This window comes from Methanolacinia paynteri, from assembly GCF_000784355.1.
Taxonomy (GTDB): domain Archaea; phylum Halobacteriota; class Methanomicrobia; order Methanomicrobiales; family Methanomicrobiaceae; genus Methanolacinia; species Methanolacinia paynteri.
In genome coordinates this window covers 204,909-224,455 of the sequence record NZ_KN360939.1, presented here as the reverse complement: position 1 = coordinate 224,455, position 19,547 = coordinate 204,909, and the positions used below count along the sequence as shown (strand labels likewise).

Here is a 19,547-nt window from a genome sequence, read left to right as displayed (position 1 = left end):
TCGAAGCCGGACCGCACGTGGGAGATCGACAGGTTCAGGTGCATCATTTGCAACTCGTGCGTCGAGGCCTGCCCGAAGGACTGCCTCTCGACTTCAAACGTGTATAAGGAGCCTGTTCTCTCCGGCCCGGTGAAGGATAAGGTGATTGGACCTGAGGTTGTTGAGGCTGAAAAAGAGGCTCCTGCGGGAGCTGAGTGATTTTTTAATTCTTTTTTTTGATTTTGTAACAGGTATCTCTCGATCACGTCTTTGGCAATCCCTCGCCACCCGACCCCTGAGCGAGAGATGCGGCAGATTCATAACGTGAAACAAGTTACCTCCAAAAAAAATTCTGTGTTATACGATTTATAGTTCTTTTAGTTGTGAGAAGAGATCATCCCTCCCTGGCGGGACTGGCGGAAGGACGGCGGGAAAAATAAATTAAGATCTCCTCTGCACAGGCGGAGATTTTTTGGAGCCGGAGGGATGCTTGTCCGTCCTTCAAAAACCAATTTTCAAAAATGGTGACCGGAGGTCGCCCAAGGAATCGATTGGGCTGATAGCCCTTCGGTCAGCGACATATCTCGATCGAGTGAGAGTTGAAGGGACGATTGCGATAACCATAATATCCTTTGAAATAGCGTGTATTGTCCTGCAAATAATCGAAATGATAATCATATCTCGGAATTAATGGAAAGATGATCAAAGTTCAGTGACCGGGGGCGAAGATATGAAGGTTAGGGAAGTCATAAAGATTATAGAAGTAGAGGGATGGTACCTTGTATCTGTAAGGGGAAGTCATAGGCAGTACAAAAATCCCAATATCCCCGGAAGAATAACGATTCCGGGCAACATGAACGATACCCTCGCACCCGGTACACTAAACAGCATATTGAAACAGGCAGGAATAAAGGAGAGAAAATAATGTTCAGGTTTCTGATTATTATCGAAAAGGCGGACGGAAATTATTCCGCATATTCCCCGGACCTTCCGGGATGTGTTGCGACCGGCAAAACCCGCGAGGAGGCGGAGAAGAATATGCACGAGGCGATTGCGTTTCACATTGAGGGGCTGAAAGACGACGGGCTCCCGATCCCCGAGGGGAAGTCTTCGGCGTCGTGGGTTTTGGTTTGAGTTGAACTAAAAAATAAAAAGAAAACTATTATCTGTCCTGACTATTGAAACTAGGGATTATGACTCCTTTTGGATATGATTTCGTCTTTTGATCAACATAGAAATATTTGCCAATGTCTATGATTTTTTCATTGAAAAGTATTTCTTTGGTTAATATGAAGATTGGATAATCTATCTCTTTTAATTCTAAATAAGTAATTAATTGATTAACTTCTGTTGAGTTTGCTCCTTTTAATGTAGAAAATATAATAAAATCAGCTCTCAATTTTTCTCTGATATTGAGAATTCTGTCAATTTGATTTTCTTCAAATCCGCGATCTGCTTTTACTTCAGAAATGCCTATCTTTTTTCCGAAAGTAAAAAGAATATCAATTTCTCCAATTGGTTCATTCTTTTCCAAAATTTCAACATCAAACATAAGTCGAATTCCAAGCCATTTTTGATGATGAATAAGATGAGATGTTAATAATACAGGTAGGACTCCTTGATCAACAGCATTACATATAAGCTGATTTAACTTAAAGGAGTCTTTTAAAGCTTTTTCTTCATTGTATATTGGAATTCTCAAGCTATTATTACAACAATAACACTTCAAATCATCTTTTAGATCAGAAATGGGATACCACAAACGAGAACCACATTGTTTGCATAACATTCCTTTTCCTCGTAAAAGCAAATTGGATGAATATAATTTTTCAATATTAGATTGAAAGGATTTTTTATCTTTAATTTTCTCATAACCTCCCGCACGAGAATAAAAATCATCTACAGTATAATCAGGTTCTGATTTAATTGGCGCAATATCTTCAAATTTTTCTTTAATTAGTTCTTCTAATATTTCATCATCAATTTTACATTTTAATTCTATAGATAAATCTTTTACAATTCTTTCAATTCTTTTAGGAGCGATTTCAACAATTAAATCATAAATCACCTCATCTTTTAGAATTTCAATATTATCATACCCCCCTAAGAGATTGATAACTTGTTTAGTAACTTGTGAATTTTTTGTTTCATTGTAAGTTAGATCTCTCTCAGCTAATATTCCATTAAAAATTTGGATTTCTGATGGAATTTTTAATATCTCTGATAACGGGGATTCTTCATATGGAACAAATTTTTCGAGTAATATTGCAAATCCCCTCGAACCAACTTTGGCAAAATACTGCTTAGAATGAGGATTATCTTCTTTGAATAATCTACCGAGATTTGTACTCTGAGGTAAAATTGTCTCTTCAATTCCATTAATTTCAAGTGCAATATTTACATTAAACCCGGATTTTGAAAATAGCTTCTCTTGTGGATGAATGATTCTCACATGATCATCATTGAAAGCGATGTTTTGTAAATATTCAAAACAGTCCCAACCGCCATATGAACCGTTAAAATAGTATCTATCAGGATTTATTTCTTCAAATTTTTCACATATTTGTTTTAATTTTTCTCTAAGTTCATCACTTTCTGAAAAAATACAAAAGTTACTAAATTGTTTGATTTGATTAAGATACTCATCAAATGATTCGATAGAAATCCAAAATAATTCTGAATATGGATATGTTGCTCTTGTGTTCCAGAAATATATTATACTGTCTAATTCATTTGGATTTCCAAATATAATTGCAGGTTTTTGATAAAAATAGCCCTTTTGATTATTGTTTATTGTGAAAACACTATCCAAAGGGTATGGCCGGTATATTAAGTTGTTAATGTACAGTATATTTGAATTATTCTCTCTAATTTTGAAAATGTTGAGATTACCAAATCTTATTGGGGCGTTATCGATTTCTATCCCTTGAAAAAGAGGATTCCTTTTAATATTGTTTTCTTCTTCCACTGAGTATGAACCAAGATTTACAAAATTTACCGAGTTCTCAGGTTTTTTAGAATTACTATTGCATAAAATAATTTTTTTAACCCTTTCAAGAAATACAGATTTTGCCAGATCTGGGATATTGTCTAAAACGCTGATTGGAATTGTATAATGGCCTAAATTAAAATTTTCCTTTGCTTTTGGGTCAATGACTCTAATCTTAAATTTTTCTAATAACAACTCATTTTCACGTTTTGAGTAATTTATGATAATATCAGGATCATGATATTTTATAAAGTCAAGAGTATTTTGAGAAAATAATTTGTCATCATTTAAGAGAATTAGGTTATAAAATCCTCCAATCTCTTCTGTGAATACATTGTTGATATGGCAAAAAAGGCCGAAATCATTGTCAATGATGCAGAGTTTTTTAATAGGCCTGACTTTTGTGGTTATGGTTTCAATTCTCGACATTATTCAATCACTTGTTAAACTGTAACTCAAACTTCCAAAAAGATCACCCGTGGAGTAACTAAACCAGGGATAAATGTGTTTCCAACAAGAATTTCTGTATTTTGGATCATCTCATTCGAAGGAGTTATTAGCCTATAATGTATTAAAATAATTCAATAGAATATGAATCCTGAGAATTCAGCAGATCCCGATGATGAGTCAGAGTTATTGAAGCCTGACCCTCCCGAGATTATTGAAGCAAATGAAAAATTCATTGAGATTTCGAGTAATCTTCTAGCTAAAGGAATTGATTTTGTCAAATGGACTACCACAATTTCAATTGGTGCGATAATTTGGATTGCAAGTAGTTCTAATGATAATAAATGGATTGTTTATTCTCTTGGATTTTTTATATTAGCAATAGTCATTGCAATTTTAATTGTTTATTACGTTTTCTCGTACTGGTCTTGGCAGGTTAAATCTAGTCAAAAATTGTTGAAATTATTAATCTCCAACGAAGAGAAATATCAAAAATCTCTTAAAATAACTAGGCCAAAAATCCTCTATAATATATTTGATTATCAAGAATCTAGGATTAAAGAGTCTAGATTTCGTGACCCATATTTTTTTGAGATGTTAATTGTGCTTCATTTATGTGCCATAATTGGAGGATTGATTTTTTATTTACGCTCTTTTTTTTAGATCCATTTCAATGAATTTCTTTCATATTTAAAAATCCAAAGGAAGAAATTCAAACCCCCGAACCGCTACGGACCGGCCCCTCCAGCGCCTTCGACCAGCAACCCTGGCATCAGCGGCGGAGGGTTTGTGAAAAATACTGAAGCCAGATTTTTCCTCACATGAAACAGCCAAGATCCCGTCATATGGATTATTTGGAGAAGTAATCTTTCAGATCATTTTCAAAAGTGGGATTCAGGGAATATTTCTTATATTTTCCTTCAGGGGAAGATTGAACAATGCCGGATTTTTGAAATTTTTTAAGGTGCCAGTGTATTGTACTCTTATTCATATCATGCTTCTCTGCGAGATCCATATTCGTAATACCAGGATTTTCCATAATACTTAACAGAAGTTTTCTCCCCGTCTCATTTCTCAGGTGTGATGCAAGTACTTTTTGCTGTTCATCAAAAATTCCGGAATTCTCGAAAATCCGTATAAATTTCCCGGATTTCACTAATGTAACTTTACTATCGGAGATCAGTTTCCCAATATGATATTTCGTCGAACCCCTGTTTATCCCAAGATTATTTGAGATGTCTGCAATTGAGCAACCTGGATTTTCAGATATAAAGACAAATATGTCTTTTCGGTTCTGGTTGTCAAAAAGATCCTCAAGCCTTCCCAGTATTACCGGAATAATTTTTATAGTTCCGAAAATTGCCGCCAGAATTCCGGCAATAAATGAGACCTTAATCAACAATGGAAGCTCCCAGAATGTAATGGTAGAATCGGCACCGCCTGAATCAATAAGTCCCTTATCAATGAGATCCTGGTTGTCTTCGTGGGATTTTACAATATAATCCTCTTCTGCAGCCTGAACTCCGGTGGCCATAAAAATTAAAAGAATGTAAAAAAAAAGAATGAATTTTGATACATTCTGCATGGATAACAATTCTATATGAGATTATATATAATAATCTTCTCTGCCGATAACACTGTAGCCATAGACTTCATAGTACCAGGTACCTTGTGCAATGCCGCCGGAATTGCAGATATCAATGTTGATCCTCCCGTCATCAGGTCTTCCATCGTCATCGTCAAAAAATACCCCAAGACACTGGTTGTCGGGAGTGTAGATCTTCAGCCTCAGTGAGTCCGTGGGATCGGCCCAGTTGAGGTCGACGTTGAGTACGGTTATCTGGGAATTGACATATTTTGTGTGCCAGTTAGTCTCGCCCTGTGTAATCGTGTCGAGGACGTATTTCGGACCAAGGTTTACGCCGGAATCTCTTGCAGGCGATATAATGTAGTCCCCGAATTCGCCTATGAGATCCTGATCTGATTTCTCTTCAATAGCCGCGCCGGATGCAAAAGATACGCAGCAAAGTATGATTAATGCAGCAATTAAAATCTGTTTTAACGTAAAATCACTCTCCTGATTTCTATGATTAATCTGTTGGAAAAAGACGTTATTTACGTTTTATGTCCAAATCGTCAAACTGAAAGGAGTTAGTTGCATGATTTGGACATAATCAATATATCGCGTAAAACGAAAAGTCATCCATGTAGCATCTAAAAGATGTTGCAGGGGGTTTTGCCCGGACCGATCAAGAACGGCTTAACCCCTGCGTGCCCGGGGGCATAAATGCATTAGGGCTTCCAAAATATATGAAACCTCTGGATTGACTGTCTCCGGGGGCATGAAAAAGAAATGGAGACGAAAAATATGAAAATGAAAAAAACAATGCGGGCTTTGAGCCTGCTCATGATAGTGGCACTCGCCGGAACAATGTTCGTTTCGGTTGTTAGTGCAGAATCTACAGAATTTGCAAAAGATTTTGTCACACCTTCATTAGATCTGGAATCTTCTGTCCCACTGAAAGAAGTTAATCTACCCCTGAGTCCTATTTCAGATGAATCAGTCCTTTCTATATCTCCGGGATCGATTATTTATCATACAGATGATGGTTTGACAAAAGTATTCGATCAAGAGGGAAAAGCATTATTCTATGCAAATGATAAAGATTCAGCGATGATCCCCACATCGGCAGGTGTCATAAAACCGGCAACATTTATTCATTTAGTTCCGACTGAGTCTCATTCATATCACAAAGGAAATCAAACTTTTGTAACTGATGAAAAAGGAAATTTGATACTTACTATAATCAATGAGAAAGCAATCGAACGATCTGGAACAGAAATTCAGTCAAATTCTAGGTCTAATGAATGGATAGAATGGGCTGAAGACGCTTCAATTAGTTCATTAACCCAGTTTGATGCATATTGGTATGTTCCAGACCATCCTCCAAGTTCAGAGAGCCTTGAGGTGATTTATTTGTTTAATGGCATTAGTCCTTATGGTGGGGGACCAGGAATAGTTCAGCCAGTACTGGAATGGAATCGTCCTGACACAGGCACATACTGGACAGCAGCAGCATGGGGCGCTACTCCATTAGGTGAGGATGATATTGGCAGCAGGATACAAGTTTCAGAAGGTGATCTGTTGAAAGGTCGATTGTATTGGAGTGATACTTACGATCAATGGTATGTACAGCTATCTGATCTAACAACAGGAACATCTTCAACGGTTTGGACTAACGTAGTTTCAGGCCATACCAACCTGGAAGCCTATGTTACCCTGGAAGGTTATTATTTTGATGACAATACAGATGTGCCTGGGGATACTGAGTTCTATAACATGGTATTTAAAAATGGAGGCAGTACAGTAACAATGTCATTCAGTGAATATTATGGATCAATGGCGCAACAACTACTGAGCGGGCTGGATGTAAACATCATATCCGGAACTGATGTAGAATTAAAAACAGCCAATTGAAAGTGAAAATAATGAAAATCTCTTTTTTTATTTTACTTCTGATGTTGCTTTTAATAGGACATGCCGCATGTTGTATTGATCAGGAAAGTAAAGGGCCAGACCAGCCTGTCATAAACAACACAACCAAATGTAATCTTTCCGACGAATGGATCTCCGGGGTTAATGTTTCGACTGTCCCCTACCTTGGCTCTGAATCGATTCGTACAAATGCATCTTTTGTAGCACGGATTGCCCTGTGCGATAAAAATGTGGCAGAAATGCTCAGTCATGGGAGCGGTATCAAAGGAGTAATTGATTTTATGCCATCCAGACCAAAAGGATGGAACCTGAGTTGCGGACCAACGCTTTGGGTTGTTTACCGGGGCATTGATGTTTATTTCTATGTCAATGAAACGCAGGAAATTGTTGAGAGATTTGAGGTTGTTATACCCGGAGATCTTTATGGAAAGGAACGACTGGAAAACTATACCAGCCTTATCGATGGGAATGGTACCGCTGTTTTTGCATTCAATAGTAGTGATATATGGTTTCCATAAATAAAACACAGATCACCATTATGCTTAATTAAATTCTCAAAATAAATTTTTGAAACGTTAGAATTAGTCTCTTGGCCAGTAAATTAAGACAATATCATAATGGAATTCCCCAAGTTAGTTTCGTCAGTTAATGCTGAAGTAAGAATGAATGATAATTTTACAGAATTCTGATTTGGGATCAAAGATTTCCGACTGGAAATGAACAGTTCGACGATTTGGACATAATCAATTTATTTCCCAAAACAAAAAGTCATCCATGTAGCACCTAAAAGATGTTGCAGGGGATTTTGCCCGGACCGAACAAGAACGGCTTAACCCCTGCGTGCCCGGGGCATAATGTAGCCAGGCTCAAAAACTAATTGAAACCTTTGATAGTCCTGTCTCCGGGGGCATGAAAAAATGGAGACGAAAAATGAAAGTTAAGAAAGGTATGCAGGCTTTGAGCCTGCTGATAGTTTTGGCACTTGCCGGGGCTGTTTTTGTACCGGCCGCCAGTGCATATGATAATAGTGGAAGTGAAAATTTGGTAACTTATGAATACGGTGAAAAAGTTGCAGAAGCACATTTAACCCAAATGTCTACAGACATTAGTAAATATTCTGCCTGGAATCGTGTAGACTTAACTCAAAATATAACTACAGCAAGTAATATTGCGTTTGGAAATAATGCAATAGCTGTTTATACACAGCCCTAAATCCATTTTTTTTGGAGGTATTATGGATATTATAACAGGAGTTTTTGGGGGAATTCTGGATTATCTCGTGAATTCTCTTATTCTTACCAGCATTATCTTTGCAGCGTTTTCAGTTTTAGTATACCTGATTTTGACAAGGATTAAAAATGAAAAATTTCAGCTGATTACAGGCATAACCCTGGGATTTTTCCTTATCGCATTATCCGCATTTGCTGCCGGAGGATTTGCAGGCTCCGCACTCCTTGTTATGGGAACGGCTTTTGTAATGGTATCACCTGCTGTTGCATTCAGGGAATACCTGAATAAAAAATATCTGCTTCCTGTGGTTTTTTTGGTAGCTCTGACTTATCCTATGTACTTCCTCACAACACAATACATGTGTGATTATTATTATCCATATCTTTGGATTTTTGGAAATTTTTCCGGCACTTTAATTCTTTCAGTCTCAGCGGTAGCTCTGCTGATATTTATTCAAAGATACTATGAAAATTTTAAATTTGATAAGCGTCTTTTGGTGCTTCTGCTGCTCTTAATTCCAGGGATCATTTGGTTTGGTGTTTCTGTTGCAGCTGCATCTCTTTCAGCATTGATACTTATTTTGTTAAATGAACTACAGAAGGAAGGTTATAAGATATCCGATCTGAGAATTCTGGAAGTTATGATATTTGCAACATTTCTTGTTTTACTTCCCTGGCCTTTTCTTACAACTCTCCCCTGTGTCCTGAACATTTTTCCTTTATGGATAATTCCGGTCATTGCAACGTCTTTAGTATCGGCCACTATTATATACTGCCTGAGATCGAAAATATCCGGGAAATGGATTGAGAGCAGTGCGTTTGTGCTGGGGTTTGTTATTTCTACAATATTTGTATATTTTACAGAATTCTTTCTATAAAAGGAATCAAAGCATGGAAAGGATTGTATTTTTTTAGAAATCCACTTCCCGGAGACAAAATGATATGTATCCTGAACCCATTCGACAGATATCATTTTTCCGCGTAAAACCCCCACGGGCGAGCAGGTATAGATTAAAAATCCGGGAGTCATTTTAAAGACATTCTCAGATTAACCAGGATGGAATGATATAAATTAAATTTAATGAAATATTCAGGCATTATGATCGACAGCATTGTTACAAAAATAAAAGGAATGCTTTTGGACCCCGTCGAAACACTCCAACAGTCAAAAGATGAGGAGCCAAAAGCGGTATTAGCCTACTATGTCGTTCTTGTCATAATCAATTCGATATTCTATACGATTATGTCAATAGTGGGATTGAATCCCGTCTCCGACACAATACCGGGTTCGGGGAACATATTCTTTATATTCGGATTCGCCATTTTCAGCTCCTTTATCCTGGCTGTTCTGTTTGTAGCATGGCTTCACGTCTGGGTGTATATTCTCGGCGGACGAAAGGGGATCTTTCAGACTGCAAAGACTTTTGTATATGCCGGCACCCCGTATTTTCTTTTGGGATGGTTACCGTATATCGGCTTTATCTTCCTTATCTGGTCGTTTATTCTCAGTATCCTGGGAATCCGGGACCTGCATGAGATTAGTGTTGCGAGAGCTGGAGTCGCTCTTGCAATCGCGATTGTGGTACCGCTCGTCCTCCTCGTCATCCTTGCGATGATTTTATTCGTCTCGTATATGACCGTAGCAAATATTGCATAAACTCCCGAATCTTTTTTTTGTTGCCGGAAAATTCAAAAAAATGTTTTTTCTTTTCAAATATTAATTTTGAACGATTATTAGAGATTTTTTTTCAAATCATAACAAAATAAAATGATTTAAATTGAACTTATGAGAATATTCACAAATTATGACAGATGTAGAGAGCATCGTTGCAAAAATAAAAGGAATTTTTTTAAATCCTGTAAAAACTTTCCAGGAGTCGCGGGATGATCCGCAGGGAATGATAATCACCTATTTCGCCGCCATTCTCCTGGTCAATTCGTTATTGCATACAATTGTCATATACCTGCAGGCTGGCTCGTACATGGGGGGACTTTCTCCGTGGGGACCGGGAGGCGTTTTCTTTATATTCGTCTTCGCGGTTTTAAGCTCCCTTGTCATGTCGGCCCTTTTTGTCTTGTGGCTTCACCTCTGGGTGTATATTCTCGGCGGACGGAAGGGGCTCATCCAGACTGCAAAGGCTTTTGTCTATGGCGTCACCCCCGGGTTTCTCCTCGGGTGGATTCCGGATATCGGCATTATATTTTTGATCTGGTCCATTGTTCTCGGCGTTTTGGGAGTCCGCGAGCTGCACGAGATCAGTACCGCAAGGGCGGCGGTGGCTCTCGTAATCGCGATCGTGATACCGCTTATCTTCCTTCTCTTCGTTTCGCTGTACCTGATCTCGCACCTGAACGCAATTCCTGCCGTGGCATATACTCCATAATTTTTTCCCAAATCAGAACAAAATAAAATGATTTAAGTTAAATTTGAAAGAATATTCAATAATTATGATCGACAGAATAATTATTAGAATAACGGAAGTCCTTTTGGACCCTGTCGAATCTTTTCAGCAATCGGAAAATGACGGGCCAAAGGAAGTATTAACTTATTTTGCCGTTCTTTTTATAATCAACTCGGTTCTCTTTACAATTGTCAAATATATTGGGATAGACGCCGAAACGATCGCACTGATACCGGGTTCGGAAAATATTTTCTTTATATTCGCCTTCGCCGTTATCAGCTCCCTTGTCCAGACAGTCATTTTTGTTATGCTGCTTCATTTCTGGGCATATATTCTTGGCGGAAAGGGAGGGGGCATGCAGACGATAAAAGCTTTTGTCTATGCCAGCACCCCGATGCTCCTTTTTGACTGGATTCCGGTTATCGGTTTCATTTTTATAATCTGGTCGGCTGTTCTCAATGTTCTTGGAATCCGCGAACTTCATAAGATGAGTACGGAAGGAGCGGCAGGAGCTTTTGTAGCCGCGATCATAATATCAGTCGGTCTCTTCATTTTTCTTATTGGAGCCTTGGTAATCCCGCTTATCGGTACGACAAACGTAACATGAACTCCCGTTTTTTTTTGTAGGTTTTTTTTTCAAGAAAGCCGGGACTGGTATGACTGTTGCAGATTTTTATATCCGGATATTTATCCTGAAAAAGATCCATTTCAAATTATCAATCTTTTTATTAATGCGAAAGAAGAGCTTTAAAAATTATTCCGCCAGATCATCCTTTTTTACTCCCGCCTGTTTAAGGATCTCCATCATGGTGCCTTTCGGAAGATCTTTCCTGTGAACAGGGACGACTACTCTCTGCCTTGTTTCAGGATTTATGTATATGTGATGGCTTCCTTTAACCCTGTCAAGGACAAAACCCCTGCTTTCAAGAATTTTTATTACCTTTTCCGGGGTTAAATTCGGAAGTTTCATGCCTGTGCTTTGATCTGGAGATTGTATTCCAGAACCTCGTCATCGGAAGGAACAGGTTCGTTATGCTCGATCAGGCTCTCGATGTACAGCTCGACAGCTTCACGGACCATATCCACGGCCTCGTCTATCGTCTCACCGTATGTTACGCAACCGGGAAGAGAAGGCACAAAAGCAGTATATCCTCCCTCCGGTTCTTTTCTGAGCATAATTCTGAAATTATAATTTTTTTCCATTGCAGGCACCCTGTTTAAATTATCAACACGGAGCTATTAAATTATTCGTCAGCCGGCTCCCGCATATGAATTTAAAAAGCAAATTTAAGCAGTCGAAATCGACTCTATATAATGGCAACATGGAACGAACTCTTTTTAGACGACAAATATATAGAAATCCTGCCCCAGCCGGAAGTCTACAAATTTATAAAAATGCTTGAAGGAGTTTTTCCCGGCGAAACTCTTTCGATCTGGGACTTCTGCTGCGGAGCAGGCAGGCATACCTTACTGGTATCCCAAATGGGGCACAATGCCTTCGGAAGCGACATATCCGAAAACGGGATTGCCAATACCCGGCAGCTGATTGAAGAAAAAGGCCTGACCGCGAACCTCAAAGTCGCGGACATGACTGAGAATCCGTTCCCTGGCCAGGTTTTTCACGGAGCTTTTTCATGGAACGCCCTGCATCACAACACAACTGAAAATATCGAAAAAGCCGTAGCCAACATCTACGACAGCCTTTGCGACGGCGGTATGTTCATGGCGTCCCTGATTTCGACAAAAGGAGGAGGGTATGGCAGGGGAAAAAAGATCGAAGAGGACACGTTCGTATCCGAAGAAGGCTACGAAGCAGGCGTGCCCCACCATTACTTCGATTATGCCGGGATCAAAGAGCTATTCGGCCGGTGGGAGATCGTCGGACTCGTGGAGCATGTCTCCACCTACATGGAAGCCGAAGAAAACTTCCATGATTTCAACCCGTTTCCGTATACGAAATGGAATATTATTGCCAGAAAATAATGTTCGCAGGATCAGACCGGGAATCGACCGGTAAATCCTAAAAATTATATAATCTCCCGTCTTTCATTCAGACATATGGATAAAAGGACCGGGCTTTTTCTTCCGGCAATAATAATCGCGGCGGCCCTGATCGTATGCGGGTGCACCTCCGGGATTCCCGAGGCAAAGGCAATCGATACGAACGATACCGGGATGAAGACGATCGGGGTCATCGGGGGGATCAGCTGGGTCTCGTCGGCCGAATATTATACGCTGATGAACGAGATGGTTGCAGAAGAACTCGGGGGGCTTCATTCAGCAGATATCCTCATGTACTCGATCGAGTTCGGGGAATTTTCCGAACAGGAGAGGCTTGCATCCGAAGGCGACTGGGAACCGCTTACGGAAACGATGGTCGATGCTGCAAAACGGCTTGAGAGAGGGGGAGCTGACTTCATCATAATCTGTTCGAATACCATGCATTCGACCGTCGACGACATAGAGGCGAATGTCGACATCCCCGTGCTGCACATCGCCGACGCGACAGGAGAGAAGATAAAGGAACAGGGACTTTCCAAAGTAGGACTTCTCGGCACGAAATACACGATGGAAGAGGGTTTCTACAAGGACAGGCTCATGGAAAAATACGGGATTGAGGTCATAATCCCGAACGAGACCGAACGCGAGATAGTAAACGACGTGATATTCGACGAACTCTGTGCCGGGAACATAAGCGATGTCTCAAGGGAGAAATACGTCCGGATAATAAAACACCTCGAAGAACAGGGTGCGGAGGGCGTTATCCTCGGGTGCACCGAAATCCCGCTGCTTGTAAAGCAGGAGGATGTGGACATCCCCGTCTTCGACACGATGACGATACATGCACAGGCTGCGGTTGATTATGCACTCGCTGAGACGTGATTGCAGGAAACCGGAAAAAATAGCGAATTATTTAATTTCAGTTCATCCTCAGGGTCCGGGCGTTGATCGCCACGATCACCGTGCTCAGGCTCATCAGGACCGCACCGGCCGCAGGAGAAAGAACAATCCCGTAGGCGATCCCCACTCCGGCCGCAAGAGGGATGGCAAAACTGTTGTAGCCCGTGGCCCAGATCAGGTTCTGGACCATCTTCGAGTACGTCCTCTTCGACAGCCGGATGATGTCGGCCACATCGCGAGGATCGCTCCTGACAAGAACTATATCGGCACTCTCGACTGCGACATCCGTTCCCGCCCCGATCGCGATCCCGACGTCGGCAGAAACAAGGGCTGGAGCATCGTTGATCCCGTCGCCGACCATGGCAGTCCGGTACTGTTTCCGGATCTCTTCGATCTTTTCGGCCTTCTGGTGAGGGAGGACACCGGCGAAAAACTCGTCCAGGCCGAGTTCGTCAGCCACCCATTTTGCAACGAAGCGGTTGTCGCCCGTGAGCATCATGCACCTGACATCCAGTGCCTTCAGGCGGGAGATCGCCTCGCGTGACTCCTCCCTGATTATATCGGCGAGGGCGAGGGCGCCGAGAACCTTCCCTTCTTCGAGGACATAGACCACCGTCTTTTCCTGCGATTCGGCCCTCCCGACCTCCGGGTCCTGGAATTCGATCCCCTTTTCCTTCATGTACTCCGGGCCAACGACCCTGACGAGCCGCCCGCCGATATTCCCTTCGACGCCTTTACCGGGTATCTCACGGAAATCTTCAGGCCGGGAGAGAACAAGTCCCCTTTCGGTTGCACTATGCACTATCCCGCGTGCAATCGGATGCTCCGAGCTGCTTTCAAGAGATGCGGCAAGTCCCAGGAATTCATCCTCCGGCATCTTCTCCGGCAGGATGATGTCGGTAATCCCGAACTTCCCGCTGGTCAGTGTTCCGGTCTTGTCGAATACGACCGCCTCGAGATCTCTCGCCCGCTCGAACGCCTCCCGGTCCCTGATAAGAAGACCGGAGTTTGCCGCAAGACTGGTCGAGACAGCAACGACGAGCGGAACGGCAAGGCCGAGGGCGTGAGGACAGGTAATTACCATGACGGTTGCCATCCGTTCGACCGCGTAATCGATTCCCGGCCCGAAGATGTACCAGGCGATAAACGTGACGGCGCCGACAGAGAGTGCGATTACCGTCAGGACGAGAGCGGCCCTGTTCGCCAGGTCCTGCGTCTTCGACCTGCTCTCCTGTGCCGATTTCACCAGTTCGATGACCTGGCTGAGATATGTATCCTTCCCTGTCTTCTTCACCTCGACCGTGAGCGAGCCCTCGCCGTTCACCGAACCGCCGGTTACAGGGTCGCCTGCCTTCTTCGAGACAGGCTTCGACTCCCCGGTCAGCATCGATTCATCCACGCTGGATCTTCCGTCCGTCACAATGCCGTCCACAGGAACCTTTTCACCCGGCTTTACCAGTACCCGGTCGCCGGGCTTCAGGGCTTCGACGTTTACATCCTCTGTCTCCCCGCCCTCCTTTAAGAGATGAGCGACGGAGGGCATGATCTTCACCAGCTCCTCCAGTGCACGGGAGGCGCCGAGAACCGAACGCATCTCGACCCAGTGGCCGAGCAGCATGATATCGATCAGCGTGGCAAGCTCCCAGAAGAACGGTTTGCCGGAGATCAGACCCAGGACATCGGCAGCACTGAAGACATATGCAACCGTGATCGCGACCGCGATCAGGGTCATCATCCCCGGCAGCCGGGAACGCAGTTCGTTCACGATTCCGGCGAGGAACGGATAGCCGCCGTAGAGATATACTACGGTGGAAAGAGCCAGGAGGATCAGATCCGAACCGGTGAATACAAAAGAAAACCCGAAGAAGGACTGGATGGAAGGGGAAAGGACGAGTATCGGGACGGTGAGAATCATCGAGACGATGAAGCGTTTCCTGAAGTCCTCCATCATATGGCGGTGGTGGCCTCCCGGCATCCCTTTTCCGTGGCCTCCGCCCATAGCTTCGGCTGATCCGGGCATGCCGCCGCCGTCCGGGCTATGGCCGGCATGTCCTGCATGATCTTCGTGAGTATTCCCGTCCATATCCATTTTTAGATCTTTCAGCGGGATAACTCTTCTTTCATCGCGTTGTATTCGTCGGTCGTAATCTCGCCGGCGGCGTAACGCTGGTCGAGGATCTCACGAGCGGATGCCGATTTTTCACTGCTTCCTTCTCCGGGGCTTCCGCTCCCGGAATCCAGCACGCGAAAGATGACGTAGAGCACCAGGAACAACCACCCGATAGCCGGGATGATGACAAGAATAAACCACAGGACAGGATTCGTCCCGTGTTCCTTAGCGTCCCGGAATATGAAGAACGCAACGATCAGCTGGACGATCCAGAAGACAGCCATCCAGATCCAGCCGCCGTACGGATACCCGTAGCCGTCGAACATGTAATAATGCATGTACCCGTCCATGAGCCAGTGATTGCGGCCGGGGATTATAATTGTTCCGGCCCTGTACCGGAGAAACGGTATGCGCCTTTGGGAACGGTCATCTCGAACCTTGCACCCTTCCCTGCTTCGCCGTTTTCAGTGATCGTAATCCCGGTGATCGCCAGGATCTCCCTCGAGAGGAAAAGACCGAGACCGGTGTGCTTCCCGAAACCTCTCTCGAAGAGGTGACTCCTTACCTCTTCCGGGATACCTGCACCGTCGTCGGCGAACACGACCGACAACCCGTCTTCCTTTTCGGTGCAGGAGACCGAGATCGTCGTAAACGGGGGTGCATACCTGAACGAATTGTCAAAGAAGTTATAGAATACCTTACGGAGGAGTGGGTCTGCGAATATCTCCGTATTTCCGCATTCGATATCCAGGGTGACATCCTTCATCTTAAATTCGGAAGCGGCCTCGCGGACGGTCTCTTCGACATTCTGCCAGGTGGCTGCATTGACGCCGATCTCCTGGTACTCGCGGGTGAACTCGATCTGGCGCTGTATCGTCTTCGCACTTACATCCAGGTGATCGAGATAATCTTTCAGCTTCGGACCGGCGGGCTCTTCGCGGGCGAGGCCGAGATACCCGGCAAGGACGGTGACTGTATTCAGGATATCGTGCCGTGTGATGCTGGAGAGCAGGTTTAACTTCCTGTTGGCCTGCTGAAGCGCCTGCTCCGCCCGCTTGCGATCGGTGATATCCCTTGTCACGCTGATAATACAGGGAACACCCTGCAGGGTTATGGACTTGGCGGAGACAATACATGTGATCTCGCTGCCGTCCTTTCGCCTCAGGATGGTTTCATAATTCTCGCAGAATCCTTTTTCAAAAATTTCATCGTAGACTTTCTGCCGGTCGGCAGGGTTTTTCCAGACATTGATCTTAAGGCTGGAGATACCGATGGTTTCGGACCTGTCAAACCCTGTAAGGTTTGTAAACCCGTCGTTTATGTCCAGGATGATACTGTTGTCAAGACGCGAGATGGCAATCCCGTCGGGGCTTGTGCGGAAGAAGAGTTCGAACTCCTCCTTTGCCTCGACCACGTCCGCATTAAGGCGCTGGTTGACCATAATGATGAGCCCGACTGTTAAGAGGAAATTTCCGCCGAAGAAGAACAGGAATGACACATACTGGATAATCGCCGGAGTGAAGATGGTTTCGATGGGTGTTATGAAGAGGACATACCAGCCACGGAATACCAGGAAACATGCGAGAGAGATTTCAACTCCCGCGACGAAACGGGCGGAGTCTTTTATAGCACACGGAACTTTTCCCAAAAGTGCCGCTGATGTAAGGAACATGTAAAAGGCCAGTGTTATAGACAGGATTGCAGTCCGCACGGTGATCTCGTCGCTTACATAGGTAAAATAAAGATACAGGCAGGTAAATATCGCAAAGACGGGGAGAACGATCCTGAGGTCCTCCTTCTTTTCGAGAAAATGCATGATCCCGGTGTATGTAAATATCGAACCGGCTACAATCAGTGCGTTTCCCAGGATTATCGTAACCAGTGGAATATCGACGGAATCCCGCATGAGCAGGAAGACGAACCCTAATGCAATAGAGGCGCTTCCCAGGACCCACCAGTTGATCCCGCGGTATTTTTTATTGATTGCATAGAGAAAGGTGATTGCAAACGCCTGGAATATATTTGCGATCACGACCACGAGAGAGAGCGTCCTTATATCAATATCCATTTTTTCACCGGGAAAATTCTATTTTATTCATACCTGAACGAACCGTAATCTGGTTAAGGGATCGCTCCATTTTGATTTCGATTGTAAGTCTATACAACATCATCGGCAAAAAAAAGGTTGTTTTGCATATGAGCGATCCATATACCAATCCAAATCCCGAAAAGATATTTGAATACAGAACCCGATTCTTCCATAAAGCAGGAGCGGGAAGCGATAAATGAAGATAATTGGTGTTATCGGCGGAATGAGCTGGGTATCATCGGCCGAATACTATAAACTGATGAACGAGATGGTCGAAGATAGACTCGGCGGCCTTCACTCGGCAAAGATCCTGATGTACTCGATAGAGTTCGGGGAGTTCTCGGAGGAGGAGAGGGAGGCATCAGAAGGCGACTGGAAGCCGCTCAGGAACACGATGATCGATGCGGCTGAGAGGCTTGAACGGGGAGGGGCTGACTTCATTATCATATGCTCGAATACGATGCATTCGAGTGCGGATGATATAGAAGCTAAAGTAAAAATCCCGGTGCTGCACATCGCCGATGCGACCGGCGAAAAGATCAGAACGCGGGGCTTTAAGACCGTCGGGCTTCTCGGCACCGAGTACACGATGGAGGAGGACTTCTATAGAAAAAGGCTCGAAGAGAGGTTCGGGATAAAAGTGATTATCCCGGATGAAGCGGAGTGTGAAATGATAAATACAATAATATTCGACGAACTCTGCGCAGAGATAATCAGCGATGACTCGAGGCGGAAGTTCATCGAAATCATTCGCCGCCTCAAAGAAAAGGGAGCCGAAGGAATAATCCTCGGGTGCACGGAGATCCCGTTTCTCGTAAGTCAGGAGGATGTCGAGATCCCGCTCTTCGACACGATGACGATACATGCAGAAGCGGCTGTTAAATATGCACTGGATGATGAGTGATGTCTGTTCTCCGGATCTGTTCGGCATTTCCCCGCACCGGCGTTCATAGGATACTAAAGGAGAGTTAATTATGGGAGAAGAGATCGCTGACAAAAAGGAGATTGAAGAGATATTGCTGGACTCACCCTTCCTGAGGCTCGGGATGTGCAGGGGCGATGTTCCCTATGTGGTGCCCATGGCATTCGGGTACAGGGAGGGGGCGATATATCTTCACAGTTCGAAGAAGGGTAAAAAGATCGAGGTCCTGGAGGAAAACGCGAACGTTTGTTTTGAGACGGAGACGGATTACGAGCTGATCCCTTCCAAACGCCCGTGTTCATACGATATGAAATACAGGAGCGTCGTGGGTTTCGGGACGGCGAAGATTCTGGATGATGAAGATGAGATCAGGGAGGGACTCGCTGTTATTGCCGGACGCTACCACAGAGAGGAGTTTGATCCAAAGAGCCTGAATGCCGGGGGTATTGCCGTTATCAGGATAGATATAACAGAAATGACCGGCAGGAAGAACCTGATCGACTAATCTCCGGGAGGAGTCGCCGGCGGCAGCCTTCCGTACGCACCCTTCCATTTGCCGGCCGCCTTGATGAACTCGTCATTCCCGTTCTTGCGAATGAACTCAAGCGATTCATGATATTTTTTGTATTTGTGGCCTTTCTTGTTGTGAAAACCGGATATTATCTCGCAGGTATCGTAATCAGGGCAGTCGGCGCATGTTTCAAGCCCTTTCTCACCGAAGCAGCAGACCTTGATCCTGCACCTTGCCTTCTGGATATCCCGCTCCCCGGAGTCGTATCCGAGTTTGCAGCCCCTGCATGCACCTTCGGCCGGCATCTTACAGGTTTTGCAGTACGCACCGCAGCAACCGATATACCTCGCGGGGTTTTCGCAGCCGTCTTTCATCACAGTTAATATAACAATGAGCCTGTTAACTCTTCCTTCAACATCCCGAACCGAATTATACTCTTTCGGATATTACATACATGACACTGCTGTATTGC

The 19,547-nt window shown here is 43.9% G+C and carries 24 protein-coding genes; 16 read left to right on the top strand and 8 right to left on the bottom strand.

Annotated features, from left to right (window positions below; genetic code table 11):
* From METPAY_RS10955 to METPAY_RS10940, 3 genes are all read left to right on the top strand, one after another.
* Window positions 1-198: 4Fe-4S binding protein (locus METPAY_RS10955; RefSeq protein ID WP_048152453.1), on the top strand; the 198-nt coding region annotated here is incomplete at its 5' end.
* A 511-nt stretch (window positions 199-709) separates the two neighbouring features.
* Complete coding sequence (locus METPAY_RS10945) at window positions 710-904, top strand: type II toxin-antitoxin system HicA family toxin (RefSeq protein ID WP_013328415.1); 195 nt, start codon at window positions 710-712, stop codon at window positions 902-904.
* Window positions 904-1,113, top strand: a complete 210-nt coding sequence (locus METPAY_RS10940) for a type II toxin-antitoxin system HicB family antitoxin (protein ID WP_013328414.1) — start codon at window positions 904-906, stop codon at window positions 1,111-1,113. The genes METPAY_RS10945 and METPAY_RS10940 overlap by 1 nt, the downstream gene beginning before the upstream one ends.
* A 28-nt stretch (window positions 1,114-1,141) precedes the next feature.
* Here the strand turns inward: METPAY_RS10940 and METPAY_RS10935 are convergent, their stop codons facing one another.
* On the bottom strand, window positions 1,142-3,397 hold the full coding sequence (locus METPAY_RS10935) for a hypothetical protein (protein WP_048152448.1): 2,256 nt from the start codon (window positions 3,395-3,397) through the stop codon (window positions 1,142-1,144).
* Window positions 3,398-3,559: 162 nt separating this feature from the next.
* Between METPAY_RS10935 and METPAY_RS10930 the strand changes: the two genes are divergently transcribed.
* Window positions 3,560-4,078, top strand: coding sequence for a hypothetical protein (locus tag METPAY_RS10930; protein ID WP_048152446.1), 519 nt, complete (start codon window positions 3,560-3,562; stop codon window positions 4,076-4,078).
* A 187-nt stretch (window positions 4,079-4,265) separates the two neighbouring features.
* On the opposite strand, the gene METPAY_RS10925 is transcribed toward METPAY_RS10930, so the two are convergent.
* On the bottom strand, window positions 4,266-4,817 hold the full coding sequence (locus tag METPAY_RS10925) for a winged helix-turn-helix transcriptional regulator (RefSeq protein WP_245611627.1): 552 nt from the start codon (window positions 4,815-4,817) through the stop codon (window positions 4,266-4,268).
* A 198-nt stretch (window positions 4,818-5,015) separates the two neighbouring features.
* Here METPAY_RS10925 and METPAY_RS15000 point away from each other — a divergent pair, with 198 nt between their 5' ends.
* The 8 genes from METPAY_RS15000 to METPAY_RS10885 all read left to right on the top strand — a co-directional run bounded on the left by METPAY_RS15000 (window position 5,016) and on the right by METPAY_RS10885 (window position 11,149).
* The gene (locus tag METPAY_RS15000; RefSeq protein ID WP_048152441.1) at window positions 5,016-5,210 is read left to right on the top strand and encodes a hypothetical protein; all 195 of its coding nucleotides are present in this window, start codon (window positions 5,016-5,018) and stop codon (window positions 5,208-5,210) included.
* 573 nt (window positions 5,211-5,783) lie between these two features.
* Window positions 5,784-6,893 (top strand): hypothetical protein, encoded by a 1,110-nt coding sequence (locus METPAY_RS10915; RefSeq protein WP_169743666.1) that lies wholly within the window; start codon window positions 5,784-5,786, stop codon window positions 6,891-6,893.
* Window positions 6,894-6,904: 11 nt separating this feature from the next.
* Complete coding sequence (locus METPAY_RS10910; RefSeq protein WP_084600833.1) at window positions 6,905-7,429, top strand: hypothetical protein; 525 nt, start codon at window positions 6,905-6,907, stop codon at window positions 7,427-7,429.
* Window positions 7,430-7,841: 412 nt separating this feature from the next.
* Window positions 7,842-8,123 (top strand): hypothetical protein, encoded by a 282-nt coding sequence (locus METPAY_RS10905; RefSeq protein ID WP_157199069.1) that lies wholly within the window; start codon window positions 7,842-7,844, stop codon window positions 8,121-8,123.
* A 22-nt stretch (window positions 8,124-8,145) separates the two neighbouring features.
* The gene (locus METPAY_RS10900) at window positions 8,146-9,018 is read left to right on the top strand and encodes a hypothetical protein (RefSeq protein WP_048152429.1); all 873 of its coding nucleotides are present in this window, start codon (window positions 8,146-8,148) and stop codon (window positions 9,016-9,018) included.
* A 203-nt stretch (window positions 9,019-9,221) separates the two neighbouring features.
* The gene (locus tag METPAY_RS10895) at window positions 9,222-9,797 is read left to right on the top strand and encodes a Yip1 family protein (protein ID WP_048152426.1); all 576 of its coding nucleotides are present in this window, start codon (window positions 9,222-9,224) and stop codon (window positions 9,795-9,797) included.
* Window positions 9,798-9,945: 148 nt separating this feature from the next.
* Window positions 9,946-10,524 (top strand): Yip1 family protein, encoded by a 579-nt coding sequence (locus tag METPAY_RS10890; protein ID WP_048152423.1) that lies wholly within the window; start codon window positions 9,946-9,948, stop codon window positions 10,522-10,524.
* A 64-nt stretch (window positions 10,525-10,588) separates the two neighbouring features.
* Window positions 10,589-11,149, top strand: a complete 561-nt coding sequence (locus METPAY_RS10885; protein ID WP_084600829.1) for a Yip1 family protein — start codon at window positions 10,589-10,591, stop codon at window positions 11,147-11,149.
* A gap of 147 nt (window positions 11,150-11,296) precedes the next feature.
* Here METPAY_RS10885 and METPAY_RS10880 read toward each other — a convergent pair whose 3' ends face one another.
* Together METPAY_RS10880 and METPAY_RS10875 are read right to left on the bottom strand one after the other, a co-directional pair.
* Window positions 11,297-11,512: a type II toxin-antitoxin system HicA family toxin gene (locus tag METPAY_RS10880; protein WP_048152416.1), complete on the bottom strand. Its 216-nt coding sequence runs from the start codon at window positions 11,510-11,512 to the stop codon at window positions 11,297-11,299.
* Window positions 11,509-11,745 carry a type II toxin-antitoxin system HicB family antitoxin gene (locus METPAY_RS10875; protein ID WP_048152413.1) on the bottom strand — a complete coding sequence of 79 codons (237 nt, stop codon included), beginning with the start codon at window positions 11,743-11,745 and terminating at the stop codon, window positions 11,509-11,511. The genes METPAY_RS10880 and METPAY_RS10875 overlap by 4 nt, the downstream gene beginning before the upstream one ends.
* A gap of 111 nt (window positions 11,746-11,856) precedes the next feature.
* Here METPAY_RS10875 and METPAY_RS10870 point away from each other — a divergent pair, with 111 nt between their 5' ends.
* Both METPAY_RS10870 and METPAY_RS10865 read left to right on the top strand, forming a co-directional pair.
* Complete coding sequence (locus METPAY_RS10870; protein ID WP_048152410.1) at window positions 11,857-12,525, top strand: class I SAM-dependent methyltransferase; 669 nt, start codon at window positions 11,857-11,859, stop codon at window positions 12,523-12,525.
* Between the two features lie 75 nt (window positions 12,526-12,600).
* Window positions 12,601-13,425, top strand: a complete 825-nt coding sequence (locus METPAY_RS10865) for an aspartate/glutamate racemase family protein (RefSeq protein ID WP_245611625.1) — start codon at window positions 12,601-12,603, stop codon at window positions 13,423-13,425.
* A 37-nt stretch (window positions 13,426-13,462) separates the two neighbouring features.
* On the opposite strand, the gene METPAY_RS10860 is transcribed toward METPAY_RS10865, so the two are convergent.
* The 3 genes from METPAY_RS10860 to METPAY_RS14330 are packed head-to-tail and all read right to left on the bottom strand — an operon-like array spanning window position 13,463 to window position 17,621.
* Window positions 13,463-15,532, bottom strand: a complete 2,070-nt coding sequence (locus tag METPAY_RS10860; RefSeq protein ID WP_052418787.1) for a copper-translocating P-type ATPase — start codon at window positions 15,530-15,532, stop codon at window positions 13,463-13,465.
* An 11-nt stretch (window positions 15,533-15,543) separates the two neighbouring features.
* On the bottom strand, window positions 15,544-15,903 hold the full coding sequence (locus METPAY_RS10855) for an SHOCT domain-containing protein (protein WP_048152408.1): 360 nt from the start codon (window positions 15,901-15,903) through the stop codon (window positions 15,544-15,546).
* A gap of 23 nt (window positions 15,904-15,926) precedes the next feature.
* Entirely contained in the window at window positions 15,927-17,621 is a 1,695-nt protein-coding gene (locus tag METPAY_RS14330) for a sensor histidine kinase (protein WP_052418786.1), read from the bottom strand.
* Window positions 17,622-17,838: 217 nt separating this feature from the next.
* Here METPAY_RS14330 and METPAY_RS10845 point away from each other — a divergent pair, with 217 nt between their 5' ends.
* Together METPAY_RS10845 and METPAY_RS10840 are read left to right on the top strand one after the other, a co-directional pair.
* Window positions 17,839-18,546, top strand: coding sequence for an aspartate/glutamate racemase family protein (locus METPAY_RS10845; protein ID WP_048152406.1), 708 nt, complete (start codon window positions 17,839-17,841; stop codon window positions 18,544-18,546).
* Window positions 18,547-18,616: 70 nt separating this feature from the next.
* A complete protein-coding gene (locus METPAY_RS10840) occupies window positions 18,617-19,069 on the top strand; it encodes a pyridoxamine 5'-phosphate oxidase family protein (RefSeq protein ID WP_048152403.1) in 453 nt (150 codons plus the stop codon).
* Here METPAY_RS10840 and METPAY_RS10835 read toward each other — a convergent pair.
* On the bottom strand, window positions 19,066-19,449 hold the full coding sequence (locus METPAY_RS10835) for a DUF3795 domain-containing protein (protein ID WP_048152400.1): 384 nt from the start codon (window positions 19,447-19,449) through the stop codon (window positions 19,066-19,068). The two genes, METPAY_RS10840 and METPAY_RS10835, sit on opposite strands and share 4 nt — an antisense overlap.
* Window positions 19,450-19,547: the final 98 nt, after the last annotated feature.